We start from the raw sequence: 15,700 nt of genomic DNA, 5'->3' as shown, positions 1-15,700 counted from the left end.
TCAGCTTTCGCCGCGCGAGCGGCATGGCATCTTCCGGCGTGCTTCTCGGCGTCGTCGCGAGTCATCGGCGTTGCTGCGTAGGTAGCCGTTGGCGGCCCTATTCCGCATCTAACACGGAAATACTCTCGATCACACACTGGCTGGCTGAGCAACTAGGATTCGAAGCCAACATTCCCTCCCTAGCGCCTCAGAAAGGACTGGCAATAAGAAGCAAATCGAGCATTGCTACGCCCGTTAGCCGTCTGAAGGCGGCTTCCTGAGATTGCCCCGCCGAACGCGGGGTTGAGGTCGTGCGGCAGATAGTGCCGCTGCTATCTCAGGAGATATCTGTGAAAAAAGCCAAGTCCAAGAAAACCGCAGCGAAACACATAGCAACGCTGCTTCGCACCACTGCTCCCCATTCCGCACAGCAACATAGAAAGCCGCTCACTGGGCGGACCAGCCCAATCTCGGCCCCAGCTAAAGCATCGCCAAATCGAGAAACCAAACACGACAAAGTGCTGGCGATGCTTCGCTCCAAACAAGGCGCAACAATAGCGGCCATGATGAAAACCACCGGCTGGCAGCAGCACTCCGTGCGCGGCTTCCTGACCGGTGTGGTGCGCAAGCGGCTCAAACTGGACCTTACCTCGGAGAAGCCAGGCAAGGACCGGATCTACCGTATTAAAGTAACACGACCGTTGGCAGCCAAAACTGCCATCACGAGCGCCATGGCTTAGTCATGGGTCGCACGCGCCGCTCGAAGCGGCCTTTGAGAAACTCGGTCGAGAGCGAGATCGCGCAGTTGCGCGGTCTCGATCTACGTGGATTGCAAGCCCGCTGGAAGATCACCTTCCGTAAACCTGCCCTTCCTCATTTGCCAAAACACCTATTGTTCGGTGTCCTTGCGTACCGGCTGCAGGCTGACGCTTTCGGCGATCTCGATGCAGCAACAAAAGCTGCTCTTGAACGAAGCGGCGAGACCAAATCCCGGAGCGTCGTTGCCTCACAGCTTGAAGCCCATGATCGGCGGCAGACCAAGGCAGAAGCCGGCACGGTTCTGATGCGGGAATGGAAGGGGCGTCAGCATCGCGTCATGGTGATGACCGATGGGGTTGCCTGGAACGGAAAGACCTACAGGAGCCTTTCCGCGGTGGCCTTTGCCATGACCGGAACGCGTTGGAACGGTCCCAGATTCTTCGGCCTGCGAGACGGCACTATCGGCAAGAAAGTCAAGGATTGACCGATGAGCAGCCACCGCAAGACCATTCGGTGCGCGATCTATACTCGCGTTTCAACTGACGCTGGCCTGGATCAAGATTTCAACTCTCTTGATGCCCAGTACGAAGGGGCATCTTCATACATAAAAAGCCAAGCCCATGCTGGATGGACGCAGCTTCGCAGGCGATATGACGATGGTGGTTTCTCCGGAGGATCGACTGACCGACCTGCGCTTCAGCACCTCCTTGCTGATGTTCAGGAAGGAAGAATCGACGTCATCGTCGTCTATAAGGTCGATCGCCTGACGAGATCGTTGGCCGACTTCGCTAAGCTCGTTGAGCTTTTCGACAAGCACGGCGTTTCGTTTGTGTCGGTCACGCAGCAGTTCAATACTACGACATCCATGGGACGGCTGACACTCAATGTGTTGCTGTCCTTCGCCCAGTTCGAACGCGAGGTCACGTCGGAACGCATTCGAGATAAAATAGCAGCTTCCAAGCGCAAGGGACTTTGGGTCGGGGGCGTCGTTCCACTTGGCTACAGGGCTAAAGATCGCAAGATCACCATTGTCGAGAGTGAGGCCAAGACCGTTCGTCATATCTTCCGTCGCTATCTCGAACTTGGAAGCATCGGTACGCTCCTTGAGGATCTACGAAAGAGCGGCATCACCACGAAGCGCCGACCTCTATCGACCGGCAAGATCATTGGAGGCATCCCGTTCGGCCGGGGACCGGTTGCTCATCTTCTCCGCAACCGCTTCTATATTGGCGAGGTCAAATACAAGAACGAGATCCTGCGAGGCGAGCAAAAGCCAATCATTGATCGCAAGCTGTTTGATGCCGTCCAAGCCAAACTCGACCAGCAACGCCAAGCAACCGCCAAAGCCAGAAATAACTCCGAGGCTCTACTCATGGGCCGCATATTCGATGACCGCGGCAACCGGATGACACCGACCTCGAAGCTCAAAAAGGGGGTTCGCTATCGCTACTACATCTCGGGCAACCTCTTACAGGGTCAGCCCCGTAACGTCGGCAGTGTCCCACGTGTGCCGGCCCCACTGATTGAGAAGCTGGTGATTGATGGTATTCGGAAACGCCTGAAGCAGACCGAGCTTTCCTCATCAATCGTCCGCGATCACATTGCACGTGTTGAAGTTGGCTTGAAGACGTTGAAGGTTGAGCTCTCGGCCCACGCGGATCAACTAAAGGCCAAGGGCAGATCAAGATCCGCCATCACTATCCCCTGGTCCAAACCGCCCTCCAAAGTCGCAAGAGAAATCATCCCACCGGCAAAATCATCACAACGCATGGATAAAAGACCCATCCGATCCGAAACGCGAGCAAAGCTCGTCCAGGCGATCGCTCAAGGTCGACATTGGGTCGACGAACTCATCTCGGGCAGCGTCACATCTACCCAACAAATCGCCTCACGCGAACAATGCAGCCTGCGGCAAGTCAATTTGACCATTTCCCTGGCATTTCTATCTCCAACCTTGGTCAAGGCTGCTGTAGACGGACAGCTTCCGAGAGGAGTTGGAATATCGACCATTCGCGATTTACCCGAGCTCTGGGCAGCCCAACACCGAAGCCTTGGCCTACAGCCCTGATTGGCTGGGGAACAGGATTTTCCAGCCACAGAGACAAACCGCCAAAATCAAACGTATGCGGGTCTCTGAAACCGATTGAGCCGCCAGGTAGTTTCAGAAAGCCCGCCAATAGCGGGCTTTGCTCGTCGATCTCGCGATATCGCGGATATCGAAGGACTGCGTGGTGGGCCCGGCAGGACTCGAACCTGCAACCAGACCGTTATGAGCGGTCGGCTCTAACCATTGAGCTACAGGCCCCGCCGGTCCCTTGCGGGCAACGGTGCAACCACCCCATACAATGACCGCTGACGGCGGGCAACCTCAGGCGACCTCGTCCGCCAATTCATCGATGGCATCGTACACCTGGTCCAGATCGCTTGCCGTGCTGCAATAGGGCGGCATGAGGTAGATCGTGCTGCCGAGCGGCCGGACGAGCAAGCCTCGCGCGAGAAATCCGCGATAAAGGCGCGGGCCGATATCAGCCAGATAACCGGCGTCCTTCGCCACGATGTCGAGCGCGGCAATGGTCCCGATCTGGCGCACACCGGTGAAACGTTTGTCACTGCGAAACCGTTCGAGCCTCTCCTTATGCAGCGCCGCGAGCGACTTGATACGCTCCATCACCGGCTCGCGCTGCCAGATTTCCAGATTGGCCAGCGCCGCCGCGCAGGCAATCGGATTCGCGGTGTACGAACTGGAATGAAAGAACGTCTTGCTGCGGTCCGTCGAGTAATGCGCGTCAAAAATTTCGGCGCGGCACAGCGTTACCGCCAGCGGCACCGAACCGCCGGTCAGGCCTTTCGAATAGCAGGCGATATCGGGCGCGATACCGGCCTGCTCGCATGCGAACAATGTGCCGGTCCGTCCCCATCCGGTCATGACTTCGTCGGCGATGAACAGAACGTCGTGCGCCTCGCAGATGCGCTTCATCTCGGCCAGAATGTTCGGCGGATAGATCAGCATGCCGCCCGCACCGAGAACGAGCGGTTCAACAATCAATGCAGCGACATCGCCGCGCTTGCACGCTGCTTTCAGCGCATCGAACGTCGCCTGCTCGCGCCCGGACACGGGGAAGGGAATTCGCTCAACGTCAAAGAGCAGCGGGTCGTAAGGTGCGTTAAACACACCGCGCTCACCGACCGACATGCCGCCGATGGTGTCGCCGTGATACGCACCTTCGAGTGCGAGGATACGGCTGCGTTTGGCACCGAGATGACGCCAATAGCCTAACGCCATCTTGAGCGCGACCTCGACCGAGGTCGAGCCGCTATCGGAGAAGAAGACATATTCAAGCTCAGGCGGTGTGATCGCAACGAGATGGCGGGCAAGCTTCTCCGCCGGCTCGTGCGTGAATCCCGCGAAGATCACCTGATCGAGCCGATCGGCCTGATCCTTGATCGCCTGCATGATGTGGGGGTGACGGTGACCGTGAGTCACCACCCACCAGGACGATATCGCGTCGAAGATGCGGCGGCCATCGGCGGCCTCCAGCCACGCACCCTCGCCTCGCGCGATCAGCGTCGGGTCAGGTTGAACGGCATGCTGCGTGAACGGATGCCATACCGGAGATCTGGATGTCATCAGGCCACGTCCTTCAGAAAATCGCCGACGGTAAAGTGCTGCGCGAACGCTGCACGCAGCGTCTCGTGCGTGAGCGAGGCGAGATGTGGCAGCCTGCCAAGACGTTGCACTTGCCCCATGCTCGCGATTACTGTTTCCGACTCACGATTTTCATCGCCAATGAAAGCAATGCCGAGCAGCGGAATGTCACGTGCGCGCAAGGCTTCGATCGACAACAGGCTGTGATTGATGGTCCCGAGCGCCGTGTGCGCGCACAACACGACCGGCGCGCGCCACCGCGCCATGACATCTACGTATGTCAGGCTCTCCGTCAACGGCACCATCAGACCGCCAGCCCCTTCGATCACCAGCGGCCGGTCGACTTCCGGCAAGGCAAGCGCGACCGGATCGATTGTGACACCATCAAGTCTCGCGGCCAGATGTGGCGAGGCTGGGGTCTTCAGACGATAGGCTTCACGCAGCACACGCTGCCCGGGAAGCCCCGATAATCGCGAGACAACATCGCGATCGGTTTCCTCCTCAACGCCGGCCTGAACCGGCTTCCAGTAGTATGCATCGAGAGTACCGGCGAGCGCCGCTGAAAAAACCGTCTTCCCGATTCCGGTATCGGTGCCGGTGACGACAATGCGGACGTTCATGCGGCTTCCCGCATATCTTCGGCCAGAGCCTCGAACAGCGACGCGACAGTGGCTTCGTCGACATTCAATGTCAGCGCGATCCGCAGCCGCGCCGTCCCTTCCGGAACAGTCGGTGGACGGATGGCGCGAATATCGAAACCTCTCTGTTGCAGAGACGCCGCGACGGCGACCGCCGCGCGATCCGCGCCGATAATCACAGGGAGAATTTGCGAGCCGGATGGCGCGATATTGCAGCGGCGATAGAGTTCGTCGCCCGCGAACCTGACCAGACGCGCGAGCCGCTCGCGGCGCTCCGGATTGGTTCTGGAGATATGAAGCGCGGCGCGCGTGATCGCCGCCACCAGCGGCGACGGCGCGGTCGCGAAAATGAAGGGACGGGCACGATTGACGAGAAAATCGCGGATCGTGCGCGGCGCGAGGATGAAGCCGCCGACAGTGCCGAGCGCCTTCCCGCAGGTGTGCAAGGTAATGACGTTGTCGCGACCCTCAAATGCAGCAGCAAGCCCCCGCCCTTGCGGACCGAGTACACCGGTGGCATGCGCCTCGTCGACGACAAGCATCCCGTCATGACGATCGGCGACAGTCAGAAGTCCGGCGATATCGGGGCTGTCGCCGTCCATGCTATAAAGGCTCTCAACCGAGATCCATGGACGGCCCTTGCCGCCAGCCGCACGCCAGCGGACGATCGCAGCATCGAAAGCATCGACATCGTTGTGCGGAATGCTCGCGGCCTCGGCGCGGCCGCGCCGCATCCCTTCATGAACACTTGCGTGGATCAGTTCGTCATGGACGACAAGATCGTCCTGCTGTGGCAGCGTTGAAAAGATCGTGAAGTTCGCGACATAACCGCCGCCGAAATAGAGCGCAGTCTCCGCGCCGAAATAGGAAGCGGCCTCGCTTTCGAGCGCCTCGTGCTCGTCGTGATTTCCACGCAGCAGGCGCGACCCGCCAGACCCAACAGGAACGCCGCGCGCAACCGCCTCCGCGGCGGCTCGCTTCAGTTCATCGGACTCGGCAAGGCCCAGATAATCGTTCGATGTGAAATCGATTCCGGCGCGGCCGCGAAGCGACCTCAGCCGGCCCTTGCCCGCGAGGTCGCGCAAATCGGCTTCGAACTTCTCATGCATGCATCAAATCCCGTCTGCAACGATGGAGGATGGATGCGGGCACATGCCGCAAGTTTACAGCTTTTGATTCTTTTCATTGACGAGAACCACGCGCGGCTGATGCTGCCGTGCCTCGGCTTCATCGAAATTCGCATAAGCCACGATGATCACCTTGTCGCCCATCATCGCCAGCCGCGCGGCCGCTCCGTTCAGGCCGATGATGCCGGAGCCCGCAGGCGCTTCGATCACGTAGGTCGAGAAACGCGCACCGGTGTCGATATTGTAGATGTCGACCCGTTCATTGATCAGGAAACCGGCGGCGTCGATCAGGGTGCGGTCGATCGAGATCGAGCCCTCATAATGCAGATCAGCCTCCGTCACCCGCGCACGGTGGATCTTGCCCTTCATCATCGTGACTTGCATCGGCCTGCCCTGGTTCCGGCGCGGACGCCTCGCGCGCAAGTCCGTTAGGACGGGCGCTCGCCCGGGTCAAGACTTTAGGGGCGGATAGCTGTCAGGCGAAAGCCATGCGCCGGCGGGCGCGCAGCAGCAGCGCGACGACAATGGTGATGTTCAATGCATTCCAGCCAGCGCCGTTCAGGAAGGCAGCGGCGTAGGAACCGGTCGCGTCGAAAATTACGCCGGAAATCCAGCCCCCGAACGACATGCCGATGACCGACGCGAAGATGACGATGCCGACACGGGTTGCGGCCACACTTGAGGGCATCGATTCCCGTATAATGATGGCGTAGCTCGGCACGATGCCGCCCTGAAACAGGCCGAACATCGCGGAGATGATGTACAGCGACGTCAGCCCATCGAAGAACAGATAGAACATCAGTGCGACGCCCTGTGCGATCGAGCCGACCAGCAGCGTGCGCAACCCGCCGATGCGGTCGGCGAGAAAACCGGAGCCGATCCGGCTGACGATTCCGAACGCGAGCATCAGCGACAGCATTTCGGCGCCGCGCGCCACGCCATAACCAAGATCGCCGCAATAGGCGACGATATGAACCTGCGGCATCGACATTGCCACACAGCAGGCAACGGCCGCGATGCCAAGCACGGCCGTGAGAGCATTGGTGCCGATCTGCAGATCGACGCGCGGCGGCGGCGCATCTGCGTGCGAGCGGGCGGTTTCACCACCGATCTGCCAGCGTAGAATTGCGACCACAATCATCATCACAATAGTGCAGCCGATACCGATCGCGATGTGCGTGATGCGCCATCCGGCATAGGCCGTGCCGCGTTCGACAACGGTGGGCCAGAACGTACCTGCGATGTAATTTCCGCTGGCGGCAATGGTGACGGCCAGCCCACGGTGGCGATCGAACCAGTGCGATGCCTCGGTCATCAGCGGCCCGAAAGTTGCCGCGGCGCCGAGTCCAATCAGGAAGTGCATCAGGTTGAATTGCCATAGCGCCGCGGCATAGCCGGCGCCGACGTAACCGAACAGCATGGCGACCATGCCGATCGCAATCGCAAGCACAATGCCGAAGCGATCCGACAACTTGCCCATTGTCACACCGCCGAGGCCAAAACCGAGCATCGTGCAGGTGAAGGCCAGCGATGCAGCGCCCCGGGTCGCGCCGAAGTCGGCTTGGACGATGGGGATGACCACCACCACCGACCACATGCCGACGCTGCCAATCGACCCGATAATGAGGGCAATACCCAGCCGTGCCCACGCCGCGCGTGAGTCCGGCGTGAACGCCGCTGGATGAGAGTCAGAATCGATGGAACCCGGCACGGAGGCAACTTCGTCGGCCTTGCGCTGCCGGTCAAGTCATTCTCCGAATGGGGGTTATGCGAGAATATCATCCTCCCGCGCGCGACATTTCAGCCGCCGGCTTTCCCGTTAACTCTTTACTAACCATAAACTGGGCAAATTTTGCCGGGTGAAGTCGAGTGTCGTCGGTCGCAGTACGGGGGAATGCCCGTGGATGCCAGTGCGGTGCCTCACTTTAGGAACGGTGGCCCTTCGGCCGCCGCCCAAACCTTTGGGGCTCGCGAGCGACATTCGCGAGGGGAAGCGGCGACGATGGTTGATGTGACGGCAGGCCAGGGCACTGCGGCGACCGGCTCCGGATTTCCCAGTTTCAGCGACATCGGCACGATGCTCCGGCGCGGCGATCTCGCGCTTGCCTTCGGTGTTCTTACCATTCTCGTGGTGCTCATCCTGCCGCTCCCCGCGGTGGTGCTGGACCTGTTTCTGGCGATCTCGATCACGCTTTCGATCCTGATCCTGATGACGGCGCTGTTCATCCAGACCCCGCTGGAATTCTCGGCGTTCCCGACCGTCCTGCTGATCTCGACCATGCTGCGCCTGTCTCTCAACATGGCGTCGACCCGTCTGATCCTCTCACACGGCCATGAAGGCACCGCCGCCGCTGGACACGTCATCGAGGCATTCGGCAACTTCGTGATGAGCGGCAATTTCGTCATCGGAATTATCGTCTTCACAATCCTTGTCATCGTGAACTTCGTCGTGATCACCAAGGGTTCGGGCCGTATCGCCGAAGTGGCGGCGCGCTTCCACCTCGACTCGATGCCCGGCAAGCAGATGGCTATCGACGCCGACCTCTCCGCCGGCCTGATCGACGAGAAGGTGGCCAAGCAGCGCCGCAAGGAGCTCGAGGACGAAAGCGGCTTCTTCGGCGCCATGGACGGCGCCTCCAAATTCGTGCGCGGCGACGCCATCGCTGGCCTGCTCGTGGTGTTCATCAACGTGATCGGCGGCATCATCATCGGCGTCGCGCAGCAAGGTATGGGCTTCGCGGATGCGGCCCGCACCTACACGCTGCTGACGGTGGGCGACGGCCTCGTCACACAGGTCCCGGCGCTGATCGTCTCGACCGCCGCGGGCCTGCTGGTGTCGAAGGCGGGCGTTACCGGCGCCGCCGACAAGGCGATGATGAAGCAGTTGTCGGGCTATCCGCAGGCGCTCGGCATGTCGTCTGGCGTGATGCTGGTGCTGGGGCTGCTGCCCGGCATTCCGATGCTGCCATTCCTTCTGCTGGGTGGCGGAGCAGGCTGGCTCGCCTGGAATGCGCGCACGCATAATCGCGCCGCCAAGGTCGAGGAAGCCCGCGAGGCGGCTGCTCCGGCGGCGGCCGCTGCTGCCGCAGCCGCTGCCGAGGAACCGATCTCGAGCGCGCTGAAGATCGACGACCTCAAGATTGAGCTTGGTTACGCGCTGCTGCCGCTAGTCAACGGGCCGGACGGCACCGACCGTCTTACCGACCAGATCAAGGCACTGCGCCGCTCGCTCGCGACCGAGATGGGCTTCGTGATGCCGGCCGTGCGCATTCTGGACAACGTGCAGCTCGAGGCGAACACCTACGTCATCAAGATCAAGGAAGTCGATGCCGGCACCGGCCGCATCTGGGCCAACCAGTTCATGGTCATGGACCCGTCGGGCAACCAGGTCACCATTCCGGGCACCCACACCACCGAACCGACATTCGGATTGCCCGCGACCTGGGTCGATGCATCACTCAAGGAAGAAGCCTCGCTGAAGGGCTACACGGTGGTGGACTCCGCGACCGTTCTCTCCACGCATCTCACTGAACTGCTTAAAGGCAATATGTCTGACCTGTTGTCCTATGGCGAGGTGCAGAAGCTCTTGCGCGACCTGCCCAAGGAACAAGGCGAACTGGTCAAGGATATCGTGCCAAACCAGATCACGGTCTCCGGCATCCAGCGCGTCCTGCAACTGCTGCTGGCCGAGCGCATTTCGATCCGGGATCTCTCCACCATTCTTGAGGGCATTGCCGATGCGCTCGCCTTCTCGCGCAATCCGGCGACGCTGGCCGAGCATGTGCGGACCCGGCTGGCGCGGCAGATCTGCGCGCAGAACACATCGATGAACGGCTACCTGCCGCTGATCGCGCTCGGCGCAAAGTGGGAGCAGGCGTTCGCGGAATCGCTGATTGGCACAGGCGATGAACGCAGCCTCGCCATGCAGCCATCGAAACTGTCAGAGTTCATGACTGCGGTGCGCGACCGTTTCGAACAGGCGGCCCGTGAAGGCGAGGCGCCGGTGCTGGTGACCTCAGCGGCGATCCGGCCTTTCGTGCGCTCGCTGGTGGAACGTTTCCGGGCCCAGACGACTGTCCTGTCGCAGTCGGAAATCCATCCCCGGGCACGCCTTAAAACGGTGGGAAGCATCTAATCCGGCATCGGATTTCCATAAAAACGCCTGCGGCAAATTGGTCACAGACAAGCTTTTCATAAAGATTCCGAAATCTTCACAGGCCAGCGCCCTTCAATCAAAAATACTAAGCAATTGAAAATATTGATATATTTTAGAGTGGTTTATTGACCTCTCGGAAGTTCAAGACATTTCACTCGTTTGTGAACGATGCTTGGAAACGAATCCCTGCCAATTACGTTGATTAGAGCGTGGGGTTGAACCCACGGGCATGCGAGCGAGACAAACGTTCGACTGCATCAAAAGGCGGCGGGAGGTTTTTATGAACCATTCGTTTTATAGCGCGGACCGCATGACTCATTTGAAGATCGTCGTTGTGGCGCTCGTCGCCGCAATCGGTGTTGCTGGTCTCGGAATCTCTGCTCGCCTTTCGGATAACGGCCTCACGCAGACGGCGCGTGCCACCGGTCCGGCAATCAAAGCCAACAAAGCCGTTGTCATAACCAGTTCGGAACAATCGGCGATCCGCTAACGAATTTCACGAATTCACAAGGCTCTCTTCCCCGCCCCCCGAAGTCGCCTTGTGATAGCTCAGAAGACCCCAAGTCTGAGAACAGAAAACGCCCGCTCCCCACGGGCGTTTTTTGTTGTACTCATTTCTCAGGATCTCAGCGTAGCTGCGCAGGAAGCGCGGGTACGCTCTCGACCAGCTTGCCGCTGTAAACGATCGGCCCGGTGGGAGCGCCGGTGGGCGAACCACCCTCCGGCTCGGCGGTCACTGCGTAAGTGGCCCTGTTGATCGTATCGCTGTCATACGCCGCCAGCCCCGGACGGATGGTGAAATCGCTGCCGCCGATCACGCCAAGGGACCGTGGACGTTGCAGCCTGTCGGATACCAGCCAAAGCTCATAGCTTTTGCCGGGCTCCGGCGTGGCGCTAACCTTGCGAACCGTGAAGTTCTTCGTCGCCGTATCCACTGTGAGAATGAAAGCCGGCGCAGCTGCATTCTGCTGAAGCACAGCGACAAACTGCGCAGCCGCTGCGGGCGTTGGCGCAGGCGCCGCGACCTCGACAACCTTGACCTGCGGCTTGACCCGCAATTGCTCCGGCAGGAGTTCAGGGCGATTGGCTTGAAGCACAATCACGCCAGCAAGCGATGCCGCGACCGCCGTCATGACCCAGCCGAACGCCGATCCATCGCGCTTGCGAGCAGCCAATGGAACGACATTGGATGGCGGGACAGCAGCCGGCTCAGGGATGATCTCCGGCGACGCCACGGCCGGAGGGGCTTCCGCCGATGCATCGGTCGATCCAGCTGCGGCGACGGGTGGCTCTGTCTGCTCAGCAACCGCGGGCGTCAGTTCTGGCTGCTCTGCTGCGGCCGGTTCTTCTGGTTTGGGCTCTTCCTTGGGCTCTTCAACCGGCTCCGGCTGAGGTCCAACCAAGCCGAGCGCTGCGCTGATATTGTCCCACAGATGCGCCGGCGGCTCGATCGGAGCAACCATCTGATGCAACGGACTGAGCTTGCGATCCCACGCATCGACCACTTCCATGAAGCCGTGATCGACGATCATCATGGTTTCGACGAGCGCACGCTCGTCGGCACTAAGCGTGCCGAGTGCGTATTCCGCGGCGAGCGCGATATGGTCTTCGCTGTAGTTCATCTCATCCCAAACCAAGGCATCCGCGAATTTCGATCATGCTGCGCCGTAGCCAGGTCTTGACCGTGTTCAGCGGCGTATTGAATTTCTCCGACAATTGCTCGCGGCTCCATCCATTGTAGTAAGCCAGCAGCACAAGTTTCTGGCGCTCGGGATCGAGTTGCCCGACACACTCCAGAATCCGCTTCAACTCCTCCGTCATTTCCCGTCGCGCCAGCGGGTCCGGAATATCTGACGCGACCTCCATGGCGACCGGCTCGTCTTCGATCGACGTCTCACTCCGCTTGCGCACGACATCGATCGCCCGGTTGCGGGCGATCGAAACCATCCAGGTAATCGGAGAAGCCAATGAAGGATTGAACTGACCCGCACTGTGCCATATCTTGACGTAGGCTTCCTGGACCACCTCCTCGGCAAGATCCTGACGCCTCAATATACGGAGCACCACGCCAAAGAGTTTCGCCCGTGTGGCAGCGTAAAGGCGCTCAAATGCCGCCTCGTCCCCCTTCGCAACCGATGCGAGCAGCCAGATCAACTCAGCCGGCGTCAGCATTAAACTTCCTCAAAAATACGTCGCTCTGTCGTACCCGGCCGAGTCGGAAATCGAAGCCGCTCTCGCCGTCTCGTATCACATCTTGCCGATATCCGGTCCAGCTTCCCGCCTCGACCTCAAGGCGCGAAAAAACAAAACCCGGGCATTGCGGCCCGGGTCTCATATCACGGAAACATATCGCAAAAACCCGCCTTGTGAGTTCAGGCGCAGGACCTGCGGCAATAAAGCAGGTCCACCAAGGCGGACGGGGCCGGCAACCGCCGGGGCGCGCCAGACCTCAGGCCATCGCGCCGATCCGCGAACGCATCAAGCCGATGCTGTCGAGATCAGCCTGCTCCCGGGCGCTTTCCTCGGCGCGCTCGCGCGCCTGATCGCGCTCGTCGAGCAGCTCGACCTTCTTGAGCTCCTCGAACGCCTCGCCCAGCACGGCCTTGGCATCCTCGAGCTGAACCCGCAGCTCGTCTGCGGAACGGGTCAGATTTTCCCGGCGCTGAATGGCTGCCTTGGCGTAGGTGGGATAAGCGAAGTGCGTGGGATCGTTAATGCCAGCACGGTCCTGCTCATGCTGGATTTCGCGCTCCAGATCGACTGACATACGCTGGAAGTCGGCGATCATGCCCTCGATCTGCGCAACCCTGCGGCGCTTTTCGTCGACCTGAAACTTCTTCAGGCGGATCAGCGTTTCACGTGACTTCATCGACTCATACTCCCCAGAAGTCCCAACCAGAAAGCGGGACGGAACCGGCATCCCCGCAAGGGCCCCTCCGGTCAAACACAGATGGCGGGATCATGGCGCGACAAAGTTAGCGTTCCGTTTCCAAGGTTTGCAGGATTTGCTCCAATCGCCGGTAGCCCTCCCCGATTCCTGTGGATTCATCCTTGGCCTGCCGCAGGAAGGTCTCGAGCGGCTCGTGCAGCCGGATGGCCTCATCGACCTCCGGGCTCGACCCAGCGCGATACGCCCCCAACCGGATCAGTTCCTCCATATCGGCATACGTTGCCATGACCTGCCGGGCTCGAGTCACGCTGGGAAGAAAGGCTGGATCGGCGGATCGGGGCATGGTTCGGGAGACCGATTTCAGGATGTTGATGGCCGGATAGCGTCCGCGCTCGGCAATTGAGCGCTGCATGACGATATGGCCATCGAGGATACCGCGCACTGCGTCGGCTACCGGCTCATTGTGATCGTCGCCGTCCACCAACACCGTGAAGATGCCGGTGATCGTGCCTTCTCCCAGTCCCGGCCCCGCCCGCTCCAGCAGTTTCGGAAGTTCGGTGAACACCGTCGGCGTATAGCCCTTGGCGGTTGGCGGCTCTCCGGCGGACAGTCCGATTTCACGCTGCGCCATCGCAAAGCGTGTCACCGAGTCCATCATGCACATCACATCCTTGTCTTCATCGCGGAAGTACTCCGCGATTGCCAAGGTCAGGTAAGCCGCTTGCCGCCGCATCAATGCGGGCTCGTCGGAGGTCGCCACCACCACCACCGAGCGCGCCAGGCCTTCCTCACCAAGATCGTCCTGCAGGAATTCCTGCACCTCGCGGCCGCGTTCGCCGATCAGGCCGATCACCGAGACGTCCGCATCCACGTTGCGCGCCAGCATCGACAGCAGCACCGACTTGCCGACGCCGGAGCCGGCGAAGATGCCCATGCGCTGGCCGCGGCAGCAGGTCAGAAACGTGTTGAGTGACCGCACGCCGAGATCGAGCGGCGGCCCGACCCGCTTGCGGGAATGCGCAGGCGGCGGCGCGTTGCGGTAAGGCATCGGCGACGGGCCTTGAATCAGAGGTCCCTTGCCATCGATCGGCTCGCCCATCGCATTGACGACTCGCCCGAGCCACGACGCGGATGGGCGCACCTGGCTGGCGGCATTGGCGATCACCGCACGGCAGCCACGGCGGACACCCTCGAGACCGGCAAAGGGCATCACCACCGCATTGTTGCCAGTGAAGCCGATGACCTCGCATGGGATGAAACGGTTGTTGCCGGTCTCGACAACGATGCGCGCGCCTACCGACATGGCATGGATCGGTCCTGCGATCTCCACCATGAGGCCGCGCACCCCGACGACACGGCCATAAATATTGACGCCGTCGATGTCGGAGATCTGCTCGGCGAGGGCCTTCATTGCGAAAACCTTAAGTTTCCGCGATTCCGCCGCTTCCCCTTAACCCCGTGTTTACCCGCATCGTTAATCATTGCGTCACTGTCTTTGATGACTGAGAGCGCTCGACCTTCAGAACAAAGGGGTGAGTCGCAGGAGTCGGTTAGGCCCGCCTCTTAATGTGGAACTTGAATGGCTAGGCTACAAAAAGCTGCTTACACGCAACATCTTAGTGCGATTCGACAAAAATTGCACGATAGAGCTTGCAGACACGAATCAGCATTTGTTAACCATATGTCGTCAGGATCCGAATCAGTTGTTCAAAGGCGTTTCCAGTGCCGCGAGTAGGCGGCCGGCCTGACGCCCGGAGCGGCGACTATAGGGGACTGGCATGCGCGTATTGCTGATAGAAGATGACAGCGCCACTGCGCAGTCGATCGAGCTGATGCTCAAATCCGAGAGCTTCAACGTCTACACGACGGATCTTGGAGAAGAGGGCGTCGACCTCGGAAAACTTTACGATTACGACATCATCCTGCTCGACCTGAACCTCCCGGACATGTCCGGATATGATGTTCTCAAGCAGCTGCGTGTCTCGAAGATCAAGACACCCATTCTGATCCTCTCCGGCCTCGCCGGCATCGAGGACAAGGTCAAGGGTCTCGGCGTCGGCGCCGACGACTACATGACCAAGCCCTTCCACAAGGACGAACTGGTCGCCCGCATCCACGCGATCGTCCGCCGTTCCAAGGGGCACGCCCAGTCGGTCATCCAGACCGGCGATCTGGTGGTCAATCTCGACACCAAGACCGTCGAAGTCGGTGGCCAGCGCGTCCACCTGACGGGCAAGGAATACCAGATGCTGGAGCTGCTCTCGCTCCGCAAGGGCACCACCCTCACCAAGGAGATGTTCCTCAATCATCTCTACGGCGGCATGGACGAGCCCGAACTCAAGATCATCGACGTCTTCATCTGCAAGCTGCGCAAGAAGCTTGCGAACGCTTCAGAAGGCCGTAACTTCATCGAAACCGTCTGGGGCCGCGGCTACGTGCTGCGTGAGCCGCACGACGATGAGGTTCGCATTCCTGCCTGACACGGGTTGTATCGAGAGCCTGTGC

Annotated in this window: 15 protein-coding genes and 1 tRNA gene; 6 read left to right on the top strand and 10 right to left on the bottom strand. The window is 60.3% G+C overall.

What is annotated here, in order from left to right:
• Nucleotides 1–329 precede the first annotated feature (329 nt).
• The 3 genes from AC1Q6J_RS19075 to AC1Q6J_RS19065 all read left to right on the top strand — a co-directional run bounded on the left by AC1Q6J_RS19075 (nucleotide 330) and on the right by AC1Q6J_RS19065 (nucleotide 2,806).
• On the top strand, nucleotides 330–719 hold the full coding sequence (locus tag AC1Q6J_RS19075; RefSeq protein ID WP_244434417.1) for a DUF3489 domain-containing protein: 390 nt from the start codon (nucleotides 330–332) through the stop codon (nucleotides 717–719).
• A 65-nt stretch (nucleotides 720–784) separates the two neighbouring features.
• The gene (locus AC1Q6J_RS19070; protein ID WP_444826209.1) at nucleotides 785–1,222 is read left to right on the top strand and encodes a DUF2924 domain-containing protein; all 438 of its coding nucleotides are present in this window, start codon (nucleotides 785–787) and stop codon (nucleotides 1,220–1,222) included.
• A 3-nt stretch (nucleotides 1,223–1,225) separates the two neighbouring features.
• Nucleotides 1,226–2,806, top strand: a complete 1,581-nt coding sequence (locus AC1Q6J_RS19065) for a recombinase family protein (protein WP_024920909.1) — start codon at nucleotides 1,226–1,228, stop codon at nucleotides 2,804–2,806.
• 161 nt (nucleotides 2,807–2,967) lie between these two features.
• Here AC1Q6J_RS19065 and AC1Q6J_RS19060 read toward each other — a convergent pair.
• From AC1Q6J_RS19060 to AC1Q6J_RS19035, 6 genes are all read right to left on the bottom strand, one after another.
• Nucleotides 2,968–3,043: transfer RNA gene (locus AC1Q6J_RS19060), tRNA-Ile, on the bottom strand.
• 63 nt (nucleotides 3,044–3,106) lie between these two features.
• The gene (locus AC1Q6J_RS19055; RefSeq protein ID WP_492280768.1) at nucleotides 3,107–4,366 is read right to left on the bottom strand and encodes an adenosylmethionine--8-amino-7-oxononanoate transaminase; all 1,260 of its coding nucleotides are present in this window, start codon (nucleotides 4,364–4,366) and stop codon (nucleotides 3,107–3,109) included.
• Nucleotides 4,366–5,004 carry a dethiobiotin synthase gene (gene bioD, locus AC1Q6J_RS19050; protein ID WP_492280767.1) on the bottom strand — a complete coding sequence of 213 codons (639 nt, stop codon included), beginning with the start codon at nucleotides 5,002–5,004 and terminating at the stop codon, nucleotides 4,366–4,368. The genes AC1Q6J_RS19055 and bioD overlap by 1 nt, the downstream gene beginning before the upstream one ends.
• Nucleotides 5,001–6,131, bottom strand: a complete 1,131-nt coding sequence (locus tag AC1Q6J_RS19045; protein WP_492280766.1) for an 8-amino-7-oxononanoate synthase — start codon at nucleotides 6,129–6,131, stop codon at nucleotides 5,001–5,003. Before AC1Q6J_RS19045 ends, bioD begins: the two co-directional genes overlap by 4 nt.
• Before the next feature lie 54 nt (nucleotides 6,132–6,185).
• On the bottom strand, nucleotides 6,186–6,533 hold the full coding sequence (gene panD, locus AC1Q6J_RS19040; protein WP_492280765.1) for an aspartate 1-decarboxylase: 348 nt from the start codon (nucleotides 6,531–6,533) through the stop codon (nucleotides 6,186–6,188).
• A 91-nt stretch (nucleotides 6,534–6,624) separates the two neighbouring features.
• Nucleotides 6,625–7,860 carry an MFS transporter gene (locus AC1Q6J_RS19035; RefSeq protein WP_492280764.1) on the bottom strand — a complete coding sequence of 412 codons (1,236 nt, stop codon included), beginning with the start codon at nucleotides 7,858–7,860 and terminating at the stop codon, nucleotides 6,625–6,627.
• A gap of 291 nt (nucleotides 7,861–8,151) precedes the next feature.
• Here AC1Q6J_RS19035 and flhA point away from each other — a divergent pair, with 291 nt between their 5' ends.
• Both flhA and AC1Q6J_RS19025 read left to right on the top strand, forming a co-directional pair.
• Nucleotides 8,152–10,284, top strand: a complete 2,133-nt coding sequence (gene flhA, locus AC1Q6J_RS19030; RefSeq protein ID WP_492280763.1) for a flagellar biosynthesis protein FlhA — start codon at nucleotides 8,152–8,154, stop codon at nucleotides 10,282–10,284.
• Nucleotides 10,285–10,585: 301 nt separating this feature from the next.
• Nucleotides 10,586–10,795, top strand: a complete 210-nt coding sequence (locus tag AC1Q6J_RS19025) for a hypothetical protein (protein ID WP_492280762.1) — start codon at nucleotides 10,586–10,588, stop codon at nucleotides 10,793–10,795.
• A 136-nt stretch (nucleotides 10,796–10,931) separates the two neighbouring features.
• Here AC1Q6J_RS19025 and AC1Q6J_RS19020 read toward each other — a convergent pair whose 3' ends face one another.
• The 4 genes from AC1Q6J_RS19020 to fliI all read right to left on the bottom strand — a co-directional run bounded on the left by AC1Q6J_RS19020 (nucleotide 10,932) and on the right by fliI (nucleotide 14,606).
• Nucleotides 10,932–11,927, bottom strand: a complete 996-nt coding sequence (locus AC1Q6J_RS19020) for an anti-sigma factor (protein ID WP_492280761.1) — start codon at nucleotides 11,925–11,927, stop codon at nucleotides 10,932–10,934.
• A gap of 1 nt (nucleotide 11,928) precedes the next feature.
• Entirely contained in the window at nucleotides 11,929–12,477 is a 549-nt protein-coding gene (locus AC1Q6J_RS19015) for a sigma-70 family RNA polymerase sigma factor (protein ID WP_492280760.1), read from the bottom strand.
• 277 nt (nucleotides 12,478–12,754) lie between these two features.
• A complete protein-coding gene (gene fliJ / locus AC1Q6J_RS19010; protein ID WP_006021878.1) occupies nucleotides 12,755–13,174 on the bottom strand; it encodes a flagellar export protein FliJ in 420 nt (139 codons plus the stop codon).
• A gap of 106 nt (nucleotides 13,175–13,280) precedes the next feature.
• Nucleotides 13,281–14,606 carry a flagellar protein export ATPase FliI gene (fliI, locus tag AC1Q6J_RS19005; protein WP_492280759.1) on the bottom strand — a complete coding sequence of 442 codons (1,326 nt, stop codon included), beginning with the start codon at nucleotides 14,604–14,606 and terminating at the stop codon, nucleotides 13,281–13,283.
• A gap of 367 nt (nucleotides 14,607–14,973) precedes the next feature.
• Here fliI and ctrA point away from each other — a divergent pair, with 367 nt between their 5' ends.
• Nucleotides 14,974–15,675, top strand: coding sequence for a response regulator transcription factor CtrA (ctrA, locus tag AC1Q6J_RS19000; protein ID WP_006021880.1), 702 nt, complete (start codon nucleotides 14,974–14,976; stop codon nucleotides 15,673–15,675).
• The last annotated feature ends 25 nt before the right edge of the window (nucleotides 15,676–15,700 follow it).

Source organism: Afipia sp. MLSD5-FHT05B12, from assembly GCF_058793355.1.
The sequence above is the reverse complement of the archived record's forward strand: the minus strand, read 5'-3'. Positions and strand labels throughout refer to the sequence as shown.